22 protein-coding genes are annotated in these 21,848 nt (G+C 66.1%); 15 read left to right on the top strand and 7 right to left on the bottom strand.

Features of this window, described 5'->3' with window-relative positions; all coding sequences use genetic code 11:
- Window positions 1-3: 3 nt before the first annotated feature.
- The 3 genes from lysS (at window position 4) to AC6CHP_RS15465 (ending at window position 2,184) form a co-directional block, all read left to right on the top strand.
- Window positions 4-1,536: a lysine--tRNA ligase gene (gene lysS / locus AC6CHP_RS15475; RefSeq protein WP_188728915.1), complete on the top strand. Its 1,533-nt coding sequence runs from the start codon at window positions 4-6 to the stop codon at window positions 1,534-1,536.
- A 2-nt stretch (window positions 1,537-1,538) separates the two neighbouring features.
- Complete coding sequence (locus AC6CHP_RS15470; protein ID WP_188728917.1) at window positions 1,539-1,718, top strand: hypothetical protein; 180 nt, start codon at window positions 1,539-1,541, stop codon at window positions 1,716-1,718.
- A gap of 133 nt (window positions 1,719-1,851) precedes the next feature.
- Window positions 1,852-2,184 carry a histone-like nucleoid-structuring protein Lsr2 gene (locus tag AC6CHP_RS15465; protein WP_066273149.1) on the top strand — a complete coding sequence of 111 codons (333 nt, stop codon included), beginning with the start codon at window positions 1,852-1,854 and terminating at the stop codon, window positions 2,182-2,184.
- 242 nt (window positions 2,185-2,426) lie between these two features.
- Here AC6CHP_RS15465 and AC6CHP_RS15460 read toward each other — a convergent pair whose 3' ends face one another.
- The gene (locus tag AC6CHP_RS15460; protein ID WP_498230815.1) at window positions 2,427-2,906 is read right to left on the bottom strand and encodes an anthrone oxygenase family protein; all 480 of its coding nucleotides are present in this window, start codon (window positions 2,904-2,906) and stop codon (window positions 2,427-2,429) included.
- A 182-nt stretch (window positions 2,907-3,088) separates the two neighbouring features.
- Between AC6CHP_RS15460 and AC6CHP_RS15455 the strand changes: the two genes are divergently transcribed.
- The 9 genes from AC6CHP_RS15455 to AC6CHP_RS15415 all read left to right on the top strand — a co-directional run bounded on the left by AC6CHP_RS15455 (window position 3,089) and on the right by AC6CHP_RS15415 (window position 13,409).
- Complete coding sequence (locus AC6CHP_RS15455; RefSeq protein WP_498230813.1) at window positions 3,089-3,943, top strand: NAD(P)H-binding protein; 855 nt, start codon at window positions 3,089-3,091, stop codon at window positions 3,941-3,943.
- 28 nt (window positions 3,944-3,971) lie between these two features.
- On the top strand, window positions 3,972-5,009 hold the full coding sequence (locus tag AC6CHP_RS15450) for an AraC family transcriptional regulator (protein WP_498230811.1): 1,038 nt from the start codon (window positions 3,972-3,974) through the stop codon (window positions 5,007-5,009).
- A 34-nt stretch (window positions 5,010-5,043) separates the two neighbouring features.
- The gene (locus tag AC6CHP_RS15445) at window positions 5,044-7,536 is read left to right on the top strand and encodes an ATP-dependent Clp protease ATP-binding subunit (RefSeq protein WP_104185679.1); all 2,493 of its coding nucleotides are present in this window, start codon (window positions 5,044-5,046) and stop codon (window positions 7,534-7,536) included.
- 397 nt (window positions 7,537-7,933) lie between these two features.
- Window positions 7,934-10,057: a S9 family peptidase gene (locus tag AC6CHP_RS15440; protein WP_498230809.1), complete on the top strand. Its 2,124-nt coding sequence runs from the start codon at window positions 7,934-7,936 to the stop codon at window positions 10,055-10,057.
- Between the two features lie 28 nt (window positions 10,058-10,085).
- Window positions 10,086-10,595 (top strand): amino-acid N-acetyltransferase, encoded by a 510-nt coding sequence (locus AC6CHP_RS15435; RefSeq protein ID WP_188728920.1) that lies wholly within the window; start codon window positions 10,086-10,088, stop codon window positions 10,593-10,595.
- A gap of 243 nt (window positions 10,596-10,838) precedes the next feature.
- Entirely contained in the window at window positions 10,839-11,840 is a 1,002-nt protein-coding gene (dhaK, locus tag AC6CHP_RS15430; RefSeq protein ID WP_498230806.1) for a dihydroxyacetone kinase subunit DhaK, read from the top strand.
- Window positions 11,841-11,842: 2 nt separating this feature from the next.
- Window positions 11,843-12,475, top strand: coding sequence for a dihydroxyacetone kinase subunit DhaL (dhaL, locus tag AC6CHP_RS15425; protein WP_498230804.1), 633 nt, complete (start codon window positions 11,843-11,845; stop codon window positions 12,473-12,475).
- Window positions 12,472-13,164 (top strand): dihydroxyacetone kinase phosphoryl donor subunit DhaM, encoded by a 693-nt coding sequence (gene dhaM, locus AC6CHP_RS15420; protein ID WP_498230802.1) that lies wholly within the window; start codon window positions 12,472-12,474, stop codon window positions 13,162-13,164. The genes dhaL and dhaM overlap by 4 nt, the downstream gene beginning before the upstream one ends.
- 68 nt (window positions 13,165-13,232) lie before the next feature.
- A complete protein-coding gene (locus tag AC6CHP_RS15415) occupies window positions 13,233-13,409 on the top strand; it encodes a hypothetical protein (protein ID WP_188728928.1) in 177 nt (58 codons plus the stop codon).
- Window positions 13,410-13,452: 43 nt separating this feature from the next.
- On the opposite strand, the gene AC6CHP_RS15410 is transcribed toward AC6CHP_RS15415, so the two are convergent.
- The 3 genes from AC6CHP_RS15410 to AC6CHP_RS15400 form a co-directional block, all read right to left on the bottom strand.
- On the bottom strand, window positions 13,453-13,941 hold the full coding sequence (locus tag AC6CHP_RS15410) for a hypothetical protein (RefSeq protein WP_498230800.1): 489 nt from the start codon (window positions 13,939-13,941) through the stop codon (window positions 13,453-13,455).
- Between the two features lie 125 nt (window positions 13,942-14,066).
- The gene (locus tag AC6CHP_RS15405; protein WP_498230798.1) at window positions 14,067-14,498 is read right to left on the bottom strand and encodes a DUF3592 domain-containing protein; all 432 of its coding nucleotides are present in this window, start codon (window positions 14,496-14,498) and stop codon (window positions 14,067-14,069) included.
- Window positions 14,499-14,554: 56 nt separating this feature from the next.
- Window positions 14,555-15,472, bottom strand: coding sequence for an iron-sulfur binding domain-containing protein (locus tag AC6CHP_RS15400; RefSeq protein WP_498230955.1), 918 nt, complete (start codon window positions 15,470-15,472; stop codon window positions 14,555-14,557).
- Window positions 15,473-15,679: 207 nt separating this feature from the next.
- On the opposite strand from AC6CHP_RS15400, the gene AC6CHP_RS15395 reads away from it, so the two are divergent.
- The gene (locus AC6CHP_RS15395; protein ID WP_498230796.1) at window positions 15,680-16,354 is read left to right on the top strand and encodes a hypothetical protein; all 675 of its coding nucleotides are present in this window, start codon (window positions 15,680-15,682) and stop codon (window positions 16,352-16,354) included.
- 65 nt (window positions 16,355-16,419) lie between these two features.
- Here the strand turns inward: AC6CHP_RS15395 and disA are convergent, their stop codons facing one another.
- From disA to AC6CHP_RS15380, 3 genes are all read right to left on the bottom strand, one after another.
- Window positions 16,420-17,496, bottom strand: coding sequence for a DNA integrity scanning diadenylate cyclase DisA (gene disA, locus AC6CHP_RS15390; RefSeq protein WP_066280172.1), 1,077 nt, complete (start codon window positions 17,494-17,496; stop codon window positions 16,420-16,422).
- Between the two features lie 260 nt (window positions 17,497-17,756).
- Window positions 17,757-18,263 (bottom strand): 2'-5' RNA ligase family protein, encoded by a 507-nt coding sequence (locus AC6CHP_RS15385; protein WP_498230794.1) that lies wholly within the window; start codon window positions 18,261-18,263, stop codon window positions 17,757-17,759.
- A gap of 56 nt (window positions 18,264-18,319) precedes the next feature.
- Window positions 18,320-18,529: a hypothetical protein gene (locus AC6CHP_RS15380; RefSeq protein WP_498230792.1), complete on the bottom strand. Its 210-nt coding sequence runs from the start codon at window positions 18,527-18,529 to the stop codon at window positions 18,320-18,322.
- A gap of 259 nt (window positions 18,530-18,788) precedes the next feature.
- Here AC6CHP_RS15380 and AC6CHP_RS15375 point away from each other — a divergent pair, with 259 nt between their 5' ends.
- Both AC6CHP_RS15375 and AC6CHP_RS15370 read left to right on the top strand, forming a co-directional pair.
- Complete coding sequence (locus AC6CHP_RS15375) at window positions 18,789-20,402, top strand: peptide chain release factor 3 (RefSeq protein ID WP_377194992.1); 1,614 nt, start codon at window positions 18,789-18,791, stop codon at window positions 20,400-20,402.
- Window positions 20,403-20,407: 5 nt separating this feature from the next.
- A complete protein-coding gene (locus AC6CHP_RS15370; RefSeq protein WP_498230790.1) occupies window positions 20,408-21,652 on the top strand; it encodes a beta-ketoacyl-[acyl-carrier-protein] synthase family protein in 1,245 nt (414 codons plus the stop codon).
- The last annotated feature ends 196 nt before the right edge of the window (window positions 21,653-21,848 follow it).

Raw genomic sequence — 21,848 nt, 5'->3', positions numbered from 1 at the left:
ATTGTGACTTCCCAAAACACCCCCGCGCCCAAGAACGCCCCAGAGCCGCTCGACGCCAGCGAGCAGATGCGGATCCGCATGGAGAAGCGCGCCAAACTCATCGAGCGCGGCTCCGAGGCGTACCCGGTAGGTGTGGAGCGGACGCACTCCCTCGCCGAGGTCCGCGAAAAGTACGCCCACCTCGAGGCGGACGACACCACCGGCGACATTGTCGGCGTCACCGGACGCGTCGTTTTTGTCCGCAACACCGGAAAGCTGTGCTTCGCCACCCTCCAGGAAGGCGGAACCGACGGCAAGGGCACCCGGCTCCAGGCCATGCTCAGCCTCGCCAACGTGGGTGAGGAAGCGCTCGCCGACTGGAAGGCCCTGGTTGACCTGGGCGACCACGTGTTCATCAAGGGCGAGGTCATCTCCTCCCGCCGCGGCGAGCTCTCCGTCATGGCGGACTCCTGGTCCATGGCCTCCAAGGCCCTCCGCCCGCTGCCGGTGCTGCACGCGGAACTGAACGAGGAGACGCGCGTCCGCCAGCGCTACGTGGACCTGATGGTCCGCGATGAAGCCCGCGAAATGGTTTACACCCGCGCAGCCATCACCCGCTCCATCCGCGAAACCCTCTTCCGCCACAGCTACGTGGAGGTGGAAACCCCCATCCTGAACCTGGTCCACGGCGGTGCCCTGGCGCGCCCGTTCGAGACCCACATGAACGCCTTCGACCAGAAGATGACCCTGCGCATCGCCACCGAGCTCTACCTCAAGCGTGCCGTGGTGGGTGGGATCGACCGCGTCTACGACATGGGCCGCGTGTTCCGCAACGAGGGCGTGGACTCCACCCACAGCCCCGAGTTCACCACCCTTGAGTGCTACGAGGCGTGGGCTGACCAGTTCGTCATGGCCGAGCGCATCAAGGAGATCATCCTCGACGCCGCTGACGCCGTGGGAGCCGGACGCGTCCTCCAGACCGAGGCGGGGGAGATCAACCTCGACGGCGACTGGGCCTGGCTTGCGGTGTACCCGGGTCTTTCCGACGCCGTTGGCCAGGAAGTCACGCCGGAGACGCCGCTTGAGGTGCTTCGCGGGATCGCCGAAAAGCACGAGGTCAAGGTGGACCCCAAGTGGGACGCCGAGAAGCTGGCAGTTGAGCTGTTCGGCGAGATCGTGGAGCCAACGCTGCTGAACCCCACGTTCGTTTACGACTACCCGCCCTCCGCCCAGCCGCTGGCCCGCCCGCACCGGGAGGACGGCCGGCTGATCGAGGCCTGGGACCTCATCATCGGGGGCATGGAACGCGGCACTGCATTCTCCGAGCTGATCGACCCCGTCATCCAGCGTGAACGGCTTACCGAGCAGTCGCGCCACGCCGCGGCCGGTGACGACGAGGCCATGCAGCTGGACGAGGACTTCCTGCGCGCGCTCGAGTACGGCGCTCCTCCCATGGGTGGAATCGGCCTGGGCATCGACCGCCTGGTCATGCTGTTCACCGGCGCCGGAATCCGCGAAACCATCCTCTTCCCGCTCCTCAAGCCGGAAGGGCACTGACCATGGAATACGTGGCCGTCCTTCTCCCGTCCATTGTGGTGGGCCTGCTTTTCTGGTTTGCCATGAAATCGATCTTCAACGCGGACAAGGCCGAGCGCCAGGCCGAGGCCCAGGCCCAGGCCGAAGCTGATGGCCGGACTGCGGGACCCGTCGACCGGACTGACCCGGAATCGAATAGATAAACCCCACACTTTTCCCCCAATATCCACAGGAACCATTCAGTACTTTGACGCGTTGCCATAAAAAGAGTCATACTTTTTAGGAAACATCCTGCTTTTCTGAAAACCGAACCCTTTCCATAAGGAAGTCTTTTAAATGGCACAGAAAGTAAACATCATCCTCGTTGATGATCTGGATGGGGGATCCGCAGACGAGAATGTGAAGTTTGGCCTTGACGGGGTCAACTACGAGATTGACCTTTCGGCGTCAAACGCCGCCGAGCTCCGCTCTTCGCTTGAGCGGTTTGTTGCAGCCGCACGGAAATCCTCCGGTGGCGGCCGGGCCGTCCGAACCAAAGCAGCAGCCAGTGGCCGCAGCCACGATTCTGCCCAAATACGGCAGTGGGCGCGTGAAAACGGCTACACGGTTAACAGCCGCGGCCGAATTCAGGCCGAAATCCAGGAAGCCTACCAAAAGGCAAATTCCTAGTTCCGGCTCACCTGCTGCCTTTTTTGGCCCTGCCTCCGCTTGAGTGCGAAGGCAGGGCTTTTTCGTGCGAGCGGAGCACGGACCGCCACAGCTAAGGCGAATCCGTCCCGAATGGTTCAGCGGCCCTTCCAACTCTGCAATGTCAAATCTTCAGGCTGGTTTTCCCGGAGCCGGATTGAAACGTTATATACCGATTCTTTGCCAGGGCACTTGACGGCGCTCCTGCAGCCCTGGTGTTGCCGTCACCACTGCCCAAGAGCGGCCCATGCGACGCTGAGTGCAGCAAGGGCTGCCAGCGACAACCACGTCCTGTGCAGATTCCAGCGCGTCCACCGGATTTCATACGAACGTCTCGCTGCTGCAGCGCCTCCGGAGCTGGCGGCACTCGCAAGCTGGTTGTTCAGCGGAATGTTCACCCGGAAGGTTATGGCCATGGTTGCTGTGTAGCAGGCCAGGGACACGGAGGCGGGTGCGGCGCTGCCAAGCCCATTGCCCCACGAAAACACCGATGCGGCAGCCAGGGTAAGGAATGCGCCGAAGAAGCTCAGCGCGAATATGGGGTTCTGGATCGCCGTATTGATCCGGGACATGGCGCTGACGAACGTCTCATCATCCGTAGAGTGCAGGCCCGGCATCACGGAGCACGCATAGGAATAGTAGAGCCCGCCGATTCCGGCGAGGGCAACGGTCGCAGCGCTGAGAAGCAGCGTGATGGTAAGCATGGCTCCGGTCCTGTGCTGGTGGCCTGCCCGGTTATGTCATCGGGCCGGGAGGGAGAACGCAGACTCGAGGCTACCTCTGTTGCGGCAAGCAGCCGGCATAAAAGGCCCGCCGGATACGGGAGCGCATGAAGGTGAGCGGTCCGCGTATGTTGGGAAGTGCGCGTTGTTGCTTCGATTGAACAATGGAAATCAACCAGCTCATCGAGGCAAACACACAGGAAGACAACAGCGCCGTCCTGGTCGTCGGCGGCACCGGCAAGACCGGCCGCAGGGTGGCCGAGCGGCTGGCAGCTCGGGGCATCCCGGTCCGTATAGGTTCCCGTTCCGGGTTCCCCGCCTTTGACTGGGACGACGACGGCACCTGGGACGCCGCGCTGCAGGGAATCGACAAGGCTTATCTGACTTACTATCCCGATCTTGCCTTCCCCGGAGTGTCGGAGCTCATTGCGCGCTTCGCCAAGACGGCTGCCGATCGTGGCGTCAGGAAGATCGTGCTGCTGTCGGGCCGGGGCGAGGACGGTGCCGTGGCCAGCGAGGAGTCGGTTCAAAACTCCGGCGTCGCCTGGACCATCGTCCGCTGCAACTGGTTCAACCAGAACTTCAATGAGAGCTTCTTCCTCGGTCCGGTGCTCGACGGCGTCATCTCCATCCCCGCCGGTGACGCAGTGGAGCCTTTCGTGGACGCCGAGGACATTGCCGACGTCGCGGTTGCCGCCCTGACTGAGCCGGGCCACGACGGCCAGGTTTATGAGCTGTCCGGCCCCCGGCTCCTTGGATTCCACGAAGTCGCCCGCGAGATCAGCGCCGCCACCGGTCGGGACATCGTGTACAGCCCGGTGACGGCGGTGGAGTACGAAGCCATCCTTGCCAATGATGGGCTGCCCCGTGACTTTGTTGACCTCTTTACCCTGATCCTTGACGGGCGCAACGCGTCGCTGAAGGACGGCGTTCACCGGGCGCTGGGCCGCAATCCCAAGGACTTCAGTGAATTCGCCCGCGAAGCCGCTGCAACGGGCATTTGGGACGTGGCCGGGTAGGCCGTGGCGGCGGCCCTAGACTCACCGTATGGATCCCCTCACAGACTTCCATGACGGGCCGCGGGCCCGCAACGCTTTTCTGGTCCGGGTCACAATGTCCCCGCCGTGGTCCATCAAGGTGGAGGATGACGGCCCACTGACGGTTGTAGCCATGCTGACGGGTTCAGCGTATTTCCGCCAGCGCAACGGCAAACCACTCGTGCTGGAGCCCGGGTCGCTGCTGCTGATCCGTGATCCATCGGCTTACGTGCTGGCTGATCAGCCGGACGGGAAGCCCTCCTACTTTATCGGCGTCGGCCAGACCTGTTCAGGGTCCAACGGTGAAGACCTTGAACAGGACCTGCGCGCGGGGCTGCGGACGTGGGGAAATGATGCTGAGGGACAGGACGTCATGCTGGTGGGCACCTATTGCGGCAGTGGTGAAGTGGGTGACATCCTGCTCTCGTCCTTGCCGCCCCACATCCTGGTCCAGCAGGCAGAAAACCCCATTGCCGCCATCCTGATGGAGGAGATCAACCGGAACGGCATCGCCCAGTCCAGCGTTCTTGACCGGCTCCTCGACCTGCTGCTGATCGGCGCCATCCGGGCCTGGACAGCGCAGATTGCAAATGTTGACCACAACATGCTGACCGCGGAGCGGGACCCTGCCATCCAGCAGGCCATCCGGCTCATCCACAATTCGCCCCACAAGCGTTGGACTGTCGAGATGCTCGCAGGCAAGGTCGGAGTGTCCAGGGCTTCGCTGGCACGCCGTTTCCATGACCGTGTGGGCAAACCTCCCATGGCGTACCTGATGCACTGGCGGCTGGCGAAGGCAGCGGATCTCATGACCAATGAAAGGCTCACGCTCAGCGCCATCTCGCGCAAGGTGGGATATGCCAGCCCCTTCAGCTTCAGCAACGCGTTCAAGAAGAGGTATGGAGTCAGCCCCCAGGAATACCGGCGTCGCAAACGAGCAACCGCGGTCCTCGCTCTTCCAGCTGGCGGCCACCCTGTCCAGCGGTGGGAGGTGGCTCCGGTTTCCCCTGTGGCGAACACGCTCCACAACCAGAGGCCAGCCACGTAGCATCAAAGTACGTCGTAGCTAGGAGTGTGGCGAAATGTTTGAGCGATTTACGGACCGTGCCCGTCGCGTAGTTGTGCTTGCCCAAGAAGAGGCACGCATGCTGAACCACAATTACATCGGTACCGAACACATCCTCTTGGGTCTGATCCATGAGGGTGAGGGTGTTGCCGCCAAAGCTCTTGAGTCCTTGAGCATTTCGCTCGACGGCGTTCGCGAGCAGGTGCAGGAGATCATCGGGCAGGGCCAGCAGGCGCCGTCCGGCCACATCCCCTTCACCCCCCGTGCCAAGAAGGTGCTGGAGCTCTCGCTGCGCGAAGCCCTCCAGCTGGGCCATAACTACATCGGCACGGAGCACATCCTGCTGGGCCTCATCCGCGAGGGTGAGGGCGTTGCCGCCCAGGTGCTGGTCAAGCTCGGCGCCGACCTGAACAGGGTCCGCCAGCAGGTGATCCAGCTCCTTTCGGGCTACCAGGGCAAGGAGACCACCGGCGCAGGCGTCGGCTCCGGCCAGCCCGAGGGCGCGCCCGCAGGATCCGTGGTCCTAGACCAGTTTGGCCGCAACCTGACCCAGGCTGCGCGCGAAAACAAGCTGGACCCGGTCATCGGGCGCGAGCAGGAGATGGAACGCGTCATGCAGGTTCTCTCCCGCCGCACCAAGAACAACCCGGTCCTGATCGGCGAGCCGGGCGTCGGCAAGACGGCCGTCGTCGAGGGCCTTGCCCAGGCGATCGTCCGCGGCGACGTCCCCGAGACCATCAAGGACAAGCAGCTCTACACCCTGGACCTCGGTTCGCTGGTGGCAGGCTCGCGCTACCGCGGTGACTTCGAAGAGCGCCTGAAGAAGGTCCTCAAGGAAATCCGCACCCGCGGCGATATCATCCTCTTCATCGACGAGATCCACACCCTGGTGGGTGCGGGTGCCGCCGAGGGAGCCATCGACGCTGCCTCGATCCTGAAGCCCATGCTGGCCCGTGGCGAGCTGCAGACCATCGGTGCCACCACGCTGGATGAGTACCGCAAGCACATCGAAAAGGATGCCGCCCTGGAGCGCCGCTTCCAGCCGATCCAGGTCAAGGAACCCTCCGTGGCGCACGCCATCGAGATCCTCAAGGGCCTGCGTGACCGCTACGAGGCGCACCACCGCGTCACCATCACCGACGGCGCCCTGGCATCTGCTGCCAGCCTCGCCGAGCGCTACATCTCTGACCGCTTCCTGCCGGACAAGGCGATCGACCTGATCGACGAAGCCGGCGCCCGGCTGCGCATCCGCCGCATGACCGCTCCGCCGGAGCTCAAGGCCATGGACGAGCGCATCGCCAAGCTGAAGATGGAAAAGGAGTCCGCGATTGACGCGCAGGACTTCGAAGGTGCAGCTGCGCTCCGTGACAAGGAGCAGAAGATGATCACAGAGCGCGCTGAGAAGGAACGCCACTGGAAGTCCGGCGGCATGGACGACATCTCCGAGGTGGATGAGGACCTCATCGCTGAGGTGCTGGCCAACTCCACCGGCATCCCCGTGTTCAAGCTGACCGAGGAAGAATCCTCGCGCCTGCTGAAGATGGAAGACGAACTGCACAAGCGCGTCGTCGGCCAGAACGAGGCCATCAAGGCCCTGTCCCAGGCCATCCGCCGCACCCGTGCAGGGCTCAAGGACCCCAAGCGTCCCGGCGGCTCGTTCATTTTCGCCGGCCCCACCGGCGTCGGCAAGACCGAACTCGCCAAGGCTCTCGCGGAGTTCCTGTTCGGTGAAGAGGACGCCCTCATCACGCTGGACATGTCCGAGTACTCCGAGAAGCACACCGTCTCGCGGCTCTTCGGTGCCCCTCCGGGCTACGTCGGCTACGAGGAAGGCGGCCAGCTGACCGAGAAGGTCCGGCGCCGTCCGTTCTCCGTGGTGCTGTTCGACGAAGTGGAGAAGGCCCACGCGGACCTCTTCAACTCACTACTGCAGATCCTGGAAGACGGCCGCCTGACCGACTCCCAGGGCCGCGTGGTGGACTTCAAGAACACCGTGATCATCATGACCACCAACCTCGGCACCCGGGACATCTCCAAGAGCGTGGCCACCGGCTTCCAGTCCGGCACCGACACGCAGACCGGCTACAACCGCATGCGCGCCCGTGTCACAGAGGAACTCAAGCAGCACTTCCGCCCCGAGTTCCTGAACCGTGTGGATGACGTTGTGGTGTTCCCGCAGCTCACCCAGGACGAGATCATCGAGATCGTGGACCTGTTCGTCACCCGGCTGGAGAAGCGCCTCAAGGACAAGGACATGGGCATCGAGCTCACGCCCGCGGCCAAGGTGCTCCTCGCAACCCGCGGCTACGATCCCGCCATGGGTGCCCGGCCGCTGCGCCGCACCATCCAGCGCGAGATCGAGGACCAGCTCTCCGAGAAGATCCTGTTCGGCGAGATCCACGCCGGCGACATCGTCGTCGTGGACGTGGAAGGCGAAGGCGACGACGCGAAGTTCACGTTCGCCGGAAACGCCAAGCCGCGCATCCCGGAAATCGCCCCGAGCGTCTAGTTTCCGCAGCCAAAGCCCCGTCACTCCGCAAGGAGCGGCGGGGTTTTCGCGTTGCCCTCCGTCCCGTCAAAGCGTTGGCATCCGGCGGTCACGGGTTACCACGCTGCGGCACCGGAGTCATTTGCCGCTTGCTGCTCCTCCGTCGCTTTGACGCAAGCTACACAAATGACCCCGGCCCCTCCGCTTCACGTGGGGCGCGCCTATGCACGAGGCGACGGACATCAGGCATTTATGTAGGCGCCGTCAAAGCGAGGTACGAGCAGGCGCCGGGAAATGTCTGATGGTCGTCGCCGGACTGGACCCGGGCGTCTTGCCCCCATTGAACTTGAGCGCCGGCGTCGGTCCGTGGATAAGCAGAGGTTGTGACGGGGGGCACAACTCGGGTTGAATCGGGGGCATGGCTAACTTGGAACCGGCGATCCCGGATGAGCAACCTTTGACCCCTTTTCATGATCTGGACCATTACCTGTCCATCCCGCGGGTAAGCGGGCTGGCTTTGAGCCCCGACGGCCGGCGGCTGGTCACTACCGTGTCCACCCTGAACGGCAAGGGCACCGAATTCGCCACGGCGCTGTGGGAGCTGGACCCCGCCGGGCAGAAGCAGGCGCGCCGGATTACCCGCAGTGCCAAAGGCGAAGCCGGGGCGGCGTACGCGGCCAACGGTGATATCTACTTCACGTCGGCCCGGCCGGACCCGGACAGCCCGGAAGGCGACCCCGTAAACGCCCTGTGGCTGCTTCCTGCGGATGGCGGCGAAGCCCGGGTGGTGCTGAACCGGCCCGGCGGGGTGGGCGCCGTGATGACCGCCAAAGCGGCGGACGCCACGTTTGTTGTTGCGGAGGTCCTGGCAGGCTCGGCCGATGAAGACGACGACGCCGAACGCCGCAAGTCCCGCAAGGACAACAAAGTCTCCGCCATCCTGCACAGCGAGTACCCGGTCCGTTACTGGGATGCGGACCTTGGCCCCGGCCAGCCGCGTATTTTCGCCGTCGAACAGGGACCCGACAAAGCGCACGGCAAGCCCGCCACCGTGGACGCCGCGGCGCCGCTGGTCCTGCGGAACCTCACCCCGGACGCCGGGCCCAGGCTCCGCGAAGCGGAAACCGCCTTCAGCCCCGACGGCAAGACCATCTACGCGAGCTACACCAGACCCCTGGCCAGGGCGGACAGCCGGTCCATCCTGGTGGCCGTGGACGTGGCGTCCGGCAGCACCAAGGTGCTCCTGGATGAGGAAGGCATGAGCTACTTCCCCGGGCCCGTCAGCCCGGACGGCGGCACCCTGGCAGTGGTCAGCGAAAGCGACTCCACGCCGCACCAGGCACCGCAGGTCAAGCTCCATCTGCTGGATGTCTCCGGGGCTGACGGCGACACTCCGGGCGGCCTTACCCCCGTAGTGCACGACTGGGACCGGTGGCTTAGGCCCGCCGCCTGGCTTCCTGACGGGTCCGCCCTCCTGGCAACAGCGGACGACGACGGTGCGTCGCCGGTTTTCCGGATCAGTGTCCCCGCCGCTTCGGCTGAAGTTGGCGTCACCCGGGTGACGGAGGACGCCGCGGCCTACACCGACGTCGTGGTCTCTCCGGACGGACGCAGCGCCTACGCGCTCCGGAGTTCGTATGAGTTCCCGCCCGAACCGGTCCGCATCGACCTCCAGACCGGCGAGACCACGCGCCTGCCCGCCCCGGCGGAGCGTCCCGTCCGCCCCGGCAGGCTGGAACGCATCGCGGCGACGGCGGCTGACGGGCCCCGGGTCCCGGCCTACCTTGCGCTGCCGGAGGGCGCATCCGCGGAGTCCCCGGCCCCGATGCTGCTGTGGATCCACGGCGGGCCGCTGGGCTCGTGGAATGCCTGGACCTGGCGCTGGAACCCCTGGCTGCTGACGGCCAAGGGCTACGCGGTGCTGCTCCCTGACCCGGCCCTCTCCACCGGCTACGGCCAGGCCCACATCCAGCGCGGCTGGGGTACATGGGGCAAGGCTCCGTTCACCGACCTCATGGCGGTGACCGACGCCGCCGTCGAACGCCCTGACATTGACGCTGGCCGCACCGCTGCCATGGGAGGCTCCTTTGGCGGCTACATGGCCAACTGGGTGGCAGGGCAGACGGACAGGTTCAAAGCCATCGTGACCCATGCCAGCCTGTGGGCCCTGGACCAGTTCGGCCCCACGACGGATGCCTCGCAGTACTGGCTTAAGGAAATGACCGAGGACATGGCGCTGGAGAACTCGCCGCACCGCCATGTGGAAAACATCAGCACGCCCATGCTGGTGATCCACGGGGACAAGGACTACCGGGTACCCATCGGTGAGGGATTGCGTCTCTGGTACGAGCTGCTGTCCAAATCGAAACTGGCCGCGGACCAGGACGGGCAGACGCCGCACCGGTTCCTGTACTTCCCGGACGAGAACCACTGGGTGCTGCAGCCGCAGCATGCAAAAGTCTGGTACCAGGTGGTGGAGCAGTTCCTGGCCAAGAATGTCCTGGACCAGGAGCTGCCCCTGCCGGCTGAACTGGGACTCTGAGTTCCCGGCCACCTCGTAGGATGGCTCTGTGACTGAGTCCTTCCATATCCGCCCTGCCCGCACCAGCGATGTGTCCGCCATCAAGAAACTGGTGGCGCCGCTGGCGGACCAGCGGATATTGATGGCCAAGGAAACTGTGGCCTACTACGAAAGCCTGCAGGAATTCCGCATCGCAGAGTCCAGCGACGGCGAGGTCATCGGCTGTGGAGCGCTGCACGTGATGTGGGAGGACCTCGCGGAAGTCCGCACCCTGGCCGCGTCCGAGGACTGGCGCGGCAAGGGCGTGGGGCACGTGCTGGTGGAGAGCCTGCTCGAGGAAGCGCGCGCCCTGGGCGTGGCCCGCGTCTTCTGCCTGACGTTCGAGGTGGACTTTTTCAGGCGCCACGGCTTCGAAGTGATGGCTGACCAGTCCGCAGTGGACCCCGTGGTGTACTCCGAGCTCCTGCGCTCGCATGACGAGGGCGTCGCCGAGTTCCTGGACCTTGCCAGGGTCAAGCCCAACACGCTTGGCAACACCCGGATGATCCGGGCGCTCTAGGACCCGCCCCAAGAATCGGCTGCAGCCGCCTGACCTGCGCATACTTGTTTTATTCGAATTGATGGATAAACTATGTGTGGCCGGGTTGGGGGGCCCAGGGGAAGGGACAGTCATTGGGGGCTGTCCCTTTTCTGCGTCTAAAGGACGGACCGCCGGGCGGCCTCCGGGAACCTACCGCTGCCGGGCCTGCCGGTAGTAGGGTCAAGGTGACATTCTCCAGGAAGCAGAGCCAGGAGCACCGCCATGAAAAAACTCATCAATGATCCCCGGGCCGTAGTCGAAGAATCAGTACAGGGCTTCGGCCTGGCCTACCCCAATCTGGTTACCGTCAGCACAGACCCCACCTTTATCACCCGCAAGGATGCGCCGGTGGGCGGCAAGGTGGGGCTGGTCTCCGGAGGAGGCAGCGGGCATGAACCGCTGCACGCCGGCTTCGTGGGGCTGGGAATGCTCGACGCCGCTGTGCCGGGGGCGGTGTTCACCTCACCGACGCCGGACCAGATCCTTCCGGCGACCCTCGCGGCCAACTCAGGAGCCGGCGTCGTCCATATCGTGAAGAACTACACCGGTGACGTTTTGAACTTTGAAACGGCGGCCGAACTCGCGGAGGCTGAGGGCGTCAGCATCCGCACCGTCCTTGTCAATGACGACGTCGCCGTTGAGGACTCCCTGTACACGGCCGGGCGCCGCGGCGTGGGCGGAACCGTGCTGGTGGAGAAGCTTGCCGGCGCCGCCGCGGAGAGGGGCGATGACCTGGACGCGGTGGCGGCGGTCGGTGACCGCGTCAACGCCAACGTCCGCACCATGGGTGTGGCGCTGTCCGCATGCACCGTCCCGCACGCGGGCACCCCCAGCTTCGACCTGGCCGAGGACGAGATCGAGATCGGCATCGGCATCCACGGTGAGCCCGGCCGGCACCGGATCCCCATGGAGAACGCCGACGGCATCACGGACCGCCTGCTGGAACCTGTCCTTTCCGATCTGGGAATCACGTCGGGGGACAGGGTCCTCCTGTTCGTCAACGGCATGGGCGGCACGCCGCTGAGCGAGCTGTACATCGTCTACCGGCGGGCGGCGCAGGTCCTCGCGGACCGTGGTGCCACGGTGGACCGTTCTCTGGTGGGCAACTACATCACCGCCCTGGAAATGCAGGGCTGCTCCATCTCGGTCCTGAGGCTGGACGATGAGCTCACCGAACTGTGGGACGCGCCGGTGCACACGGCCGCGCTCCGCTGGGGCGCGTAACCGTGGCGCTTGATGTCACCTGGGCGGTGAAGTGGCTGACCCTGTCCGCCCAGGCTATGGCCGAGCACCGGGTGGAGCTGATCGAACTGGACCGGGCGATCGGGGATTCGGACCACGGGGAAAACATGGACCGGGGCTTCCAGGCTGTCCTGGACAAGCTGGCTGAGGCCCCGCCGCAGACCCCCGGTGCCGCCCTGAAGCTGACAGCCATGACCCTGATGTCAAAGGTCGGCGGGGCGGCCGGGCCGCTCTACGGCACAGCTTTCCTCCGTGCGGCAACATCCCTGGGTGACGCGGCCGAAATAGAACCCGCAGCCTGGGCGGGCGCCCTTGCCGCTGCCCGTGACGGCATCGTGGCACGCGGGAAGGCCGAGTCCGGGGACAAGACGATGGTGGATGCGTGGACGCCGGCCGTGGAAGCCGCCCGGAAAGCCGCGCTGGACGGAAACGGGGATGTCCTCGCCGTCCTGGTGGCGGCGGCCGAGGCAGCCGAAGCGGGCGCCGTTGCCACCGACCCCATGGTGGCGCGGAAAGGCCGCGCAAGCTACCTCGGGGAACGAAGCGCAGGGCACAGGGACCCCGGCGCAGCCTCTTCCGCCCTGATCCTCCGCGCAGCCGTGGGGGCCGCTGCGTGACCGTCAGCCTCGTGGTGGTATCCCATAGCGAAAAAATTGCCGACGGCGCCGCGGAGCTTGCCGCGCAAATGGCGCCTGACGTCCAGATCCTGACAGCCGGTGGCACCACCGACGGAAGGATCGGCACCAGCCTGGAGAAAGTCCTGGCCGCCCTGGACAAGGCGGGCAGCGGCGGCACCGTCATCCTCACTGACCTGGGGTCGGCCGTGATGACCGCCGAATCCGCGCTCGAGTTCGCTGAAGACCCGGAGGCCATGGTGCTGGCGGACGCGCCGCTGGTGGAGGGGCTCGTGGCAGCTGCGGTCGCAGCGCAGGGCGGCGCGGACATGCAGGCGGTGAAGCGGGCAGCCGAGTCCGTGGGCGGTCCCGTCCGCCATCCGGATGACTCCCCGCTGAGTGCTGTTGGCGCAGGGCCGGCCACCGGAAAGGGGCCGGACTTCACGGGCGACTTTGAACTGGTCAACCAGGCCGGGATGCACGCCCGCCCGGCTGCGAAGATAGCCGGCGGGCTGTCCGCGCTGGATGCGGAAGTGACGGTCAACGGGGTGGACGGCGCGTCCATGACGGGACTCATGACGCTGGCCGCCGGCAAGGGGTCCGTGCTGCATGTGGAAGCCTGGGGCGCCGACGCGGAACGGGCAGTGAACTACGTGGGCGGGCTGGTGCAGGCAGGATTCGGGGAGCCGTAGCCTCCGTTCGGTGTCCGGCCGGTGTGTTCCCGCAGGCAGCGGCCCATCCTGCGAATAAGCTCGATGCCATGGAACGGCCCCAGCTCGAAGACAGCCCCGCAGAAATTGAAGTACTGGAAGGTCAAACGTCCGTGGAGGAGCTGCTGGCTGATCTTGGGTTCGAATGGCGGCACAGCACTCCGGCACACGATGCTGCACCCGCGACCGCCGGCGGCGAAGCGTTCGGGCAGCCTGCGCTGTTCTGAGCCACACTGTCCTGAACCGCACTGTCCTGAACCGCACCGCGGCTCAGTCCTGCTGGCGCAGCCCTTCGGCGTCCAGTACCACCGTAGCGGTGATGAACCGGCCGCACTGTTCGCCAAACGGATAGTCCCCCCGAGGACGGAACTCGACACTGCGGACGGGCAGTGCCGTCCCGTCCGGTGCGGTTCCCGACGCCGTGACCGTCATGGGGGATTCGGTGAGCGCCTGCAGCATCAGCACCGCGTCCTTGCTGCCGTTCGGAGATGCGGTGGCTGAGCAGACGCCGTTGGTGCAGCCCTGGTCGATGGACGAGTTTCCCGGCCTGAGTTCCACGCTGTCCTCCGTGCACTCGCCGTCCTGGCAGGCCTCAAGGTGCAGGCCTGCCACCTGCTCCGCGTAGCTGGCAGGGATCGTGACCGAGACGGCCGTGGCCTGGGCGATGGCAGGGCAGGGCACCGCGCCGGGGCCGGGACCGCAGGCCGTGGCGAGTCCCGCCGTCGTCATCAAAGCCAAAAGCAGCCCGTGCCTGCGCATACTTCAGCGTAGGACGCCGTGGCCGGAGCATCCCGGGCCCAACCCAAGTGATGCCCGCATTGTTATGCCCGGGGCAGCTGTGACGGCCAAACGGAGACCGGTATAAAAATACACAAGGCCCCGCGTCAGTCCACAGGGAAAATGCTGATGAACCACAGGGAAGCGAGGGCGAAAACCGCGAAGAAGGGGACGATGCATCCCAGCGTGGACCGGGGCTTGGAGGAAACCTGCCGCGACTCGTTGGGATTGGCGGGGTTGTAGGCCACCTCGATTGGGGCGCCCGGCACCGGTTGGCTGGCAACGGGGACCTCCGATTCGCCGGCAAACAATGTTCCCTGCGGGTCCGTGAACTGGTACATGGGAAAGAAGCGCCGGCTCCGGCTGGATCCGCCGCCGCCATTGGTCCAGCCCGCCACGCTGCCGGTGACGGTGGCCTGCACCTTCGTCCATGATGCGGCCTGCTCCTCGTCCCGCTTCGTGGTGCGCACGGCCCGGAGCACCGCGAACACCGCTGCGATGACGAACAGCACCCACACGATGTACAGGATCATCTTCATGGCTTCCCCCTGGTTCCCGTCTAAGAAAAGTATGCCAGCCAGCGCATACTTTCTGCTCACCCAGGAAGCCGGTAGCCGCCGTCGTGCATCTCCGCCAAACCGTCGGCAAGCAGGCCCGCCAGCACCCGCTCCAGCTGTTCCGGCGCCGAGTTGAGCCGGTGCAGGGCGGCCAGCGGCACGCCGATTCCCGTCGGTGCAAAACCCAGGTCCGCTGGCTCGCGGAAGAACATGTCCGGCGGCACCGGAGTGTCGGCCTGCCGCAGCACGGCTACCACGGCGCCCCGGACTTGGCGGTCCGTGCCGTGCCACGCCTGCCCCTTGGGGACGTACGACGGCGGCGGCTCGCCTGCAGCGCGCCAGGCGCAGAGGTCGCTGACCGGACAGGCGGCGCACTTGGGTGCCCGGGCAGTGCACACGAGCGCCCCAAGCTCCATGACCGCAGCGTTCCACCGCACCGAAGAACCGTCGTCGGCCGGAAGGAGAGAAGCGGCCAGCTGCATCTCCGCCGCGGTGAGGGCAGGGGCCGGCAGCGCAGTACCGGAAACCAGGCGGGCATGGACCCGCCTGATATTGGTGTCCACCACGGTCTCCCGCCGGCCGTAGGCGAAGGAAGCCACGGCGGCCGCCGTATAGCCGCCCACGCCGGGGAGCGCCAGCAGTTCGGGGTACGTGTCCGGGACCTTGCCGTTATGGTCCTGGGTAATGGCTGCTGCAGCAGCGTGCAGCCTCAGTGCCCTGCGCGGATATCCCAGCCGGCCCCAGGCGCGCACTGCTTCCCCTGCGGGTTCTCCAGCCAGGTCCGCGGGGGTGGGCCAGCGTTTCAGCCATTCGTGCCACACCGGCAGCACCCGGACAACGGGCGTCTGCTGCAGCATAATCTCGCTGACCAGAATGCCCCAGGGCGAACACGCGGGCTCGCGCCAGGGCAGGTCGCGGGCGGTTTCGCTGAACCAGCCGTTGATTCGCTCGTGCAGGCGGTTAAGATTGGCTGCGGTCCCGGCAGCACCCGCAGGACACGCTGGATCGGCAGGGTGCGGGGAAACGGCGGTGGAGGATTCAGTGTCGATGCCAACACTGTAATGGATGTGTTTGGGAGGGCTGAAACGGGATGTGACCAGAGCGTCGGCGGCACGGCGGCGTGGTGGGTGAACAGAAACGGGCCTGTTCTCTAGCCTAGGAGGATGGGCAGGCAAGGCGAATCATCACCACATGGCAGGGCACCGGCATCCGGGTCCACTGCCGTCCGCAAGCCGAGCGCGGCAGTCTACCGCCGTCGTCGGCTGTTCCTTGGCGGGGCGCTCCTGTTGATCATTGCGCTGGTCAGCAGCTTCGCCGTCGCCGGCGCCTTCAGCGGCAAGCCGGAGCAGGCCTCGTCCACGGCGAACACGGCATCTGCAGAACCTACGGCAGGGGCTTCACCGTCGCCGTCTGAACCTGCGCCGACGCCCACACCGTCAGCCACCCCCGGCTGCAACCAGAACCTGGTGACCGTTTCCGGGTCCACTGACAAGGCGGCGTATGGGCCTGGCGAAAGCCCTATGCTGACGCTCAAGGTGACCAACGGCGGCACCATGCCCTGCGAAGTCAACATCGGAACATCTCAGATGGAGTTCCTGGTGACGAGCGGCGCGGACCGGATCTTCTCCTCACGGGACTGCCAGGCCAAGAGCGAGGACCTGGTGAAGGTCATTGCGCCCGGAGCCAGCGAGACCGCCAACTTCCCCTGGTCCCGCACCCGGAGCGTGGAGGGCTGCCAGCCCATCGAAGCCAAACCGGGCGGTGGCGGTGCGTACTACATTTTCACGGCGAAGCTCGGGTCCAAGGCCAGCCCCAAGGCTGTCTTCCAGCTCAATTAGCATCGATTGCTCCGTAAACGTCGTTTTCAGCCTCCAAAACGACGTTTACGGAGCAATGGATGGGGCTAGAGGAAGCGGTCCAGCAGGCTTGCTTCCGCCATCCTGCTCAGGCCCTCACGGACGGTGCGGGCGCGCTGGTCGCCGATCCCGTCAACCGTCATCAGGTCATCGATGGTGGCGGCCATCAGGAACTGCAGCCCGCCAAAGTGGTCCACCAGGCGGTCCGCAACGGCCTTGGGGACTGCCTTCAGCCCGGACAGCAGGCGGTAGCCGCGCGGCTGCACCACCGCGTCGAGATTGGCCTCACCGCCTGCGAACCCGACAATTCCGGAAATCTTGCCAAGGTCGATCAGCTCCGTGGGGCCAAGGCTGACCAGTGCGCTGACGGCGTTCTCGATGTCCTCCGGGGTGGCGTCCGGGGCGCCGTAATCGCGGATGATGACGTCGCTGCCGGGACCCCGGCCAACGGTGAGCTCATCGAGCTGGAGGGAGAGGAGGCGGCCGTCCTCACCGAGTTCCAGGACGTACTGGGCTATTTCCTCGGAGATCCGGCGGACCATTTCCTGCCGCTGCAGGGTCACGGCCACGTCCCGCACGGTCACCATGGCCTCGATTTCCAGGGCCGAGAGTGAACTGGTGACCTGGTCCAGGCGCGAGCGGTAGCGCTCCAGCGTTGCGAGGGCCTGGTTGGCGCGAGCAAGGACTTTCTCCGAGCCCTCCAGGACGTGCCTCAAACCGTTGACGTACAGGGCGATGATCTGCATGGACTGGCTGACTGAAATGACCGGCACCCCGGTCTGGATGGCAACGCGCTCGGCGGTGCGGTGCCGGGTGCCGGACTCCTGGGTTTCAATGCTGGAGTCCGGGACAAGCTGGACGGCCGCGCGGAGGATGTTGCCGGCGTCCTTGTCGCAGATGATGGCGCCGTCCATCTTGGCGAGTTCGCGGAGCCGGGTGGGGGAGAAGTCGATGCCGATGTCGAAGCCGCCGGAGCAGATGGAATCGATGGTCCGGTCCGAGCCAAGGACGATCAGCGCGCCGGTGCGGCCCCGCAGGATCCGCTCCAGGCCGTCACGAAGCGGGGTTCCGGGAGCCACTCTGCCCAGGGTAGCCCTGAGTGATTCTTCGGGGCTCCGCGCCATAGTGTTCCCTTCAAAGGTGCGGACCGCCGCCCGCAGGATTGCCGGCTTCAGCAGGTTGCCGGCAGGACCAGAAAATGCTCTGTTTCCCGCAAGCTCAATGATAGGGGCAAGAAACAGCGTCTTCCGCACGGGCAAGCCCTAAAGTGCCTCATTAGGGAGTGTAGGAACAGGGGTCCGGAACGCGTCCGACGACGGGCGGCAGGGTGGGCATTTCGGCCCGCCTGCCGGCGGGCTGATACGGCGGTTTGATCCTGGCTGCCCTAGGCCGGGTTCGACAGCGAAGCCAGCGTCCTGGTGTTGCTGTCCCAGAGGCGGGCTTCCGTGCAGCGCCCCGCCAAACGCAGGTCCAGCAGGTCCATGGCCGCCCCGAGCTGGTGCGCTGGGACGCGGCGGGCAAGGGTGACATGCGGTGTCCAGGCGTCCGGCCGGGTAAGCGGCAGGGCCCCGGAGATGCCCGCGTGGAGGAGGCCGTGCAGTTCAAGGAGCCGGCGGGTCACCACCACGGAGCGGGCCAGGACGTACGTTCCCGTCCGCGCGGGGAAGATGTGGACGCCCGAAAAGCTGATGTCCAGGGGCAGCCGCTGCCACAAGTTCCGGAGGGTGTCCGGCAGTTGCATGTCCGCGCCGGCCGCAAGGGTGATGTGGGGGCTGTTGCTGGGCGAGGTGTGGCCTGCCAGGCTGGGAATCCCGGCTTCCGCGAGCCTCGCCCAGTCAGCCCTGATAGCGGAATCAGTGGAGTCACCGAAGGTCAGCTCTATGCTCTGCATCCACCCATCATGCCGCCCACCACGGCCCAGGCTGCGCCCGGACGGCGGGAGCGGGGTCAGCGCATCCGCTCCCGCAGCATCCGTTCCAAGTCCCTGCTGACTTTCGTCAGCGACGCCGCCCTGAGCGCTTTCTGTTCGGCAGGTGTCTGGGTTCCCCGGCGGTTGTGCTCGGCCGCCGGACGGGACTGGTCACGGTCCCCGGCTGCAGCCAGTCCCGTGGCCAGGGGATCGAAGAAGAGGTTGCCGGAAAAGGAGATGCCCTGCACCGTTCAGGTCCTTTCCGGGCGCCGGCAGAAGCCGTCCCGCGCCGGGTTGTCTTTGGTCATCATGCGGCCACGCTAACGGGAGGTCGTTTCACGGCCTTGAACGTCCGGTTTCGCGGGTGTTAAGCGGGCGCCGCCGCCGGTTTGCCGCCCTGCGATAAACTGGAACTTGGCCGTTTGCCAGCCCGTTTCCCCCGGCCCCAACGCCGCAGTGCCTCACAGGCAGCGCCCGGGTAGTCCCAACCGCAGCGAAAGTAGCACCGTGTCCCAAGATGTCCTGACCCCCGCCCGGATCTCCGGTATTCACAAAGAGGCGGGCCGGCGTCGGACCTTTGCTGTCATTTCACACCCTGACGCAGGCAAGTCCACCCTGACCGAAGCGCTCGCCTTGCACGCCAAGGTGATCGGCACTGCCGGTGCCTCCAGCGGCAAGGCCAACCGCAAGGAAACCGTGTCCGACTGGATGCAGATGGAGAAGGACCGCGGCATTTCCATCAGCTCCGCGGCGCTCCAGTTCTCCTATCGGGACACCGTCATCAACCTGCTGGACACACCCGGCCACGCCGACTTCTCCGAGGACACCTACCGGGTGCTGGCCGCCGTCGACTGCGCCGTGATGCTCGTGGACGCGGCCAAGGGCCTGGAAACGCAGACCATGAAGCTGTTCGAGGTCTGCAAGCAGCGCAACCTGCCCATCATCACCGTCATCAACAAGTGGGACCGTCCCGGCCTGGACGCGCTGGCCCTGATGGACGAAATCACCGAACGCACCGGCCTGCAGCCCATGCCCCTGACCTGGGCCGTGGGCATCTCCGGCGATTTCCGCGGCGTCTGGGACCTCCGCAACGACCGTTTCGCCCGGTTCCAGCGCAACAACGCCGGCGCGCAGATCGCCCTCACCGAGTACTTCACGCCCGAGGAAGCAGCCGAGAGCCAGGGCAGCAACTGGACGGACGCCGTGGACGAGGCCGGACTGGTGATCGAATCTAACCTGGAGTTCGACGTCGAGGCGTTCCATGCAGGCAAGGCCACCCCCATCCTGTTCAGCTCCGCCGCGCTCAACTTCGGCGTCAAGGAACTGCTGGACGCACTGGTGGATTTCGCTCCGCCGGCAGCCCCGCGCCCTGACGTGGACGGCAACCCGCGTCCGGTGGAATCCCCCTTCTCCGGCTTCGTGTTCAAGGTGCAGGCCGGCATGAACAAGGCCCACCGCGACCATGTGGCCTTCATCCGGGTGTGTTCCGGCGTCTTTGAGCGCGGCATGGTGGTCACGCAGACCCGCACCGGGAAGTCGTTCGCCACAAAGTACGCCCAGCAGGTGTTCGGCCGGGAACGCGAAGTGATCGACGAGGCCTATCCCGGAGATGTCGTGGGCCTGGTCAACGCGTCCTCCCTGCGCGTGGGGGACAGCCTCTTCCTCGAAGGGCCTGTCGAATACCCCGCCATCCCGCTGTTCGCCCCCGAGCACTTCCAGGTGGCCCGCTCCAAGGACCCCAGCAAGTTCAAGCAGTTCCGCCGGGGCATCGAACAGCTCGAACACGAGGGCGTCATCCAGGTGCTCCGCTCCGACGTCCGCGGCGACCAGGCGCCGGTGCTTGCCGCCGTCGGGCCCATGCAGTTCGAGGTGGTGGAGGACCGCATGGCGCATGACTTCAGCGCCCCCATGCGGCTGGAACGCCTGCCCTACTCCCTCGCCAGGATCTCGACGGCGGACGCCATGCCGGCACTCGCCAACGTCATCGGCGCCGAGGTGCTTTTGCGGTCCGACGGCGAGTACCTCGCCCTGTTCAACGACGTCTGGGCCCTGCGCCGCATTGAGAAGAACCACCCGGACCTCACCCTCATGCCCATCGGCACCCACAACCCCGCAAAGTAGGAACCGTGAACGCAGGCCCCAACAGCGCAGTTCAGCCCCGCGCCATCATCACCGGCGCCGGAACCATCAACCCTGTGGGTTCCACGGTCTCCGAGACCTGGGCCGGCCTGGTCGCGGGGAAATCCGGCATCGCCGCCCTTGATGATGCCTGGACCGAACAGCTGCCCGTGAAGATCGCCGGGCAGGTCACTGCGGATCTTTCGGAGCACCTGAGCACCCGCGAGATGAAGCGGATGGACCGGTGCGGGCAGCTGGCGCTCATCGCTGCCCGGGAGGCGTGGGCCCAGGCCGGCGCCCCGGACGTGGATCCCGAGCGCTTCGCCGTGGTGATCGGATCAGCCTACGGAGGCCTGGGTTCCATGCTGGAGCAGGACCGGACCCTGGCAGCCTCGGGCCCCCGCAAGGTCTCGCCGCACACGCTGACCCGGCTGATGGTCAACGGCCCCGCGGCCTGGGTGTCCATCGACCTCGGCGCCCGCGGCGGTGCGCGGACGCCTGTCAGCGCGTGCGCCTCCGGGGCTGAGGCGATTGTCCAGGCAGCCGAGATGATCCGCTCAGGAGCGGCCGACGTCGTTATTGCCGGCGGCGTTGACGCCTCCGTAAATGACCTGGTAATCACGGGTTTCTCCCAGATCCGCGCGCTGTCCACCCGCAACGATGATCCGCAGCGCGCATCACGTCCGTTCGACGGCGGCCGCGACGGCTTTGTCCTCGCCGAAGGCGCTGCCGTGGTGGTGCTGGAGAGCGAAGAGCACGCCCGCGCCCGCGGCGCCGCAATGCTGGGGGCCGTTGCCGGCGGGGCGGTAACGTCCGACGCCAACGACATCGTGGCAGCCGACCCCGCCATGCAGCGGCGGGTCATGCAGAAGGCCCTCGAATCCGCGGGCCTGGCTGCGGAAAACATCGGCTTTATCCACGCCCACGCCACCTCCACACCGGTGGGGGACAAGCTTGAAGGCCAGGCCATCAACGCGATCTTTGGAGCGGACGTGCCGGTCACGTCCACCAAGGGCCACACCGGCCACCTGCTCGGCGGCGCCGGCTCCCTAGCGGCCGTGGTGGTTGTCGAGGCGCTGCGGACCGGCCTGCTGCCCGGGACCCTGAACGTCCAGGAGCTGGACCCCGAGGTGGACCTCAACGTTGTTACCGAAGACGCCCACCGGCTCCAGCCGGGCTACAGCCCGGCCGGGCTTGTGAACGCCTTCGGCTTCGGCGGGCACAGTGTTGCCCTGGTGATCACCGGCGCCTAGGCCCTGCAAGTCGGCCGATCACCCCGTCGCGCCCTACATCGCACCCGCATGTGGACAACGCACCCCGGCGTGCGGGGGTGCACTGACCATTTACGGGTGCCCGACGTGCGGCTAACCGGGGAGGAAGTAAGTCCTAGGAGACTGCTGAACTAAGTGCTTTATGGGGCTGGTCCGGGGCGTTCACGTGTCGGGGCCC

The organism is Pseudarthrobacter sp. GQ63, from assembly GCF_059758765.1.
Note: the sequence above shows the minus strand (reverse complement) of the source record. Positions and strands in the feature narration are given on the sequence as shown.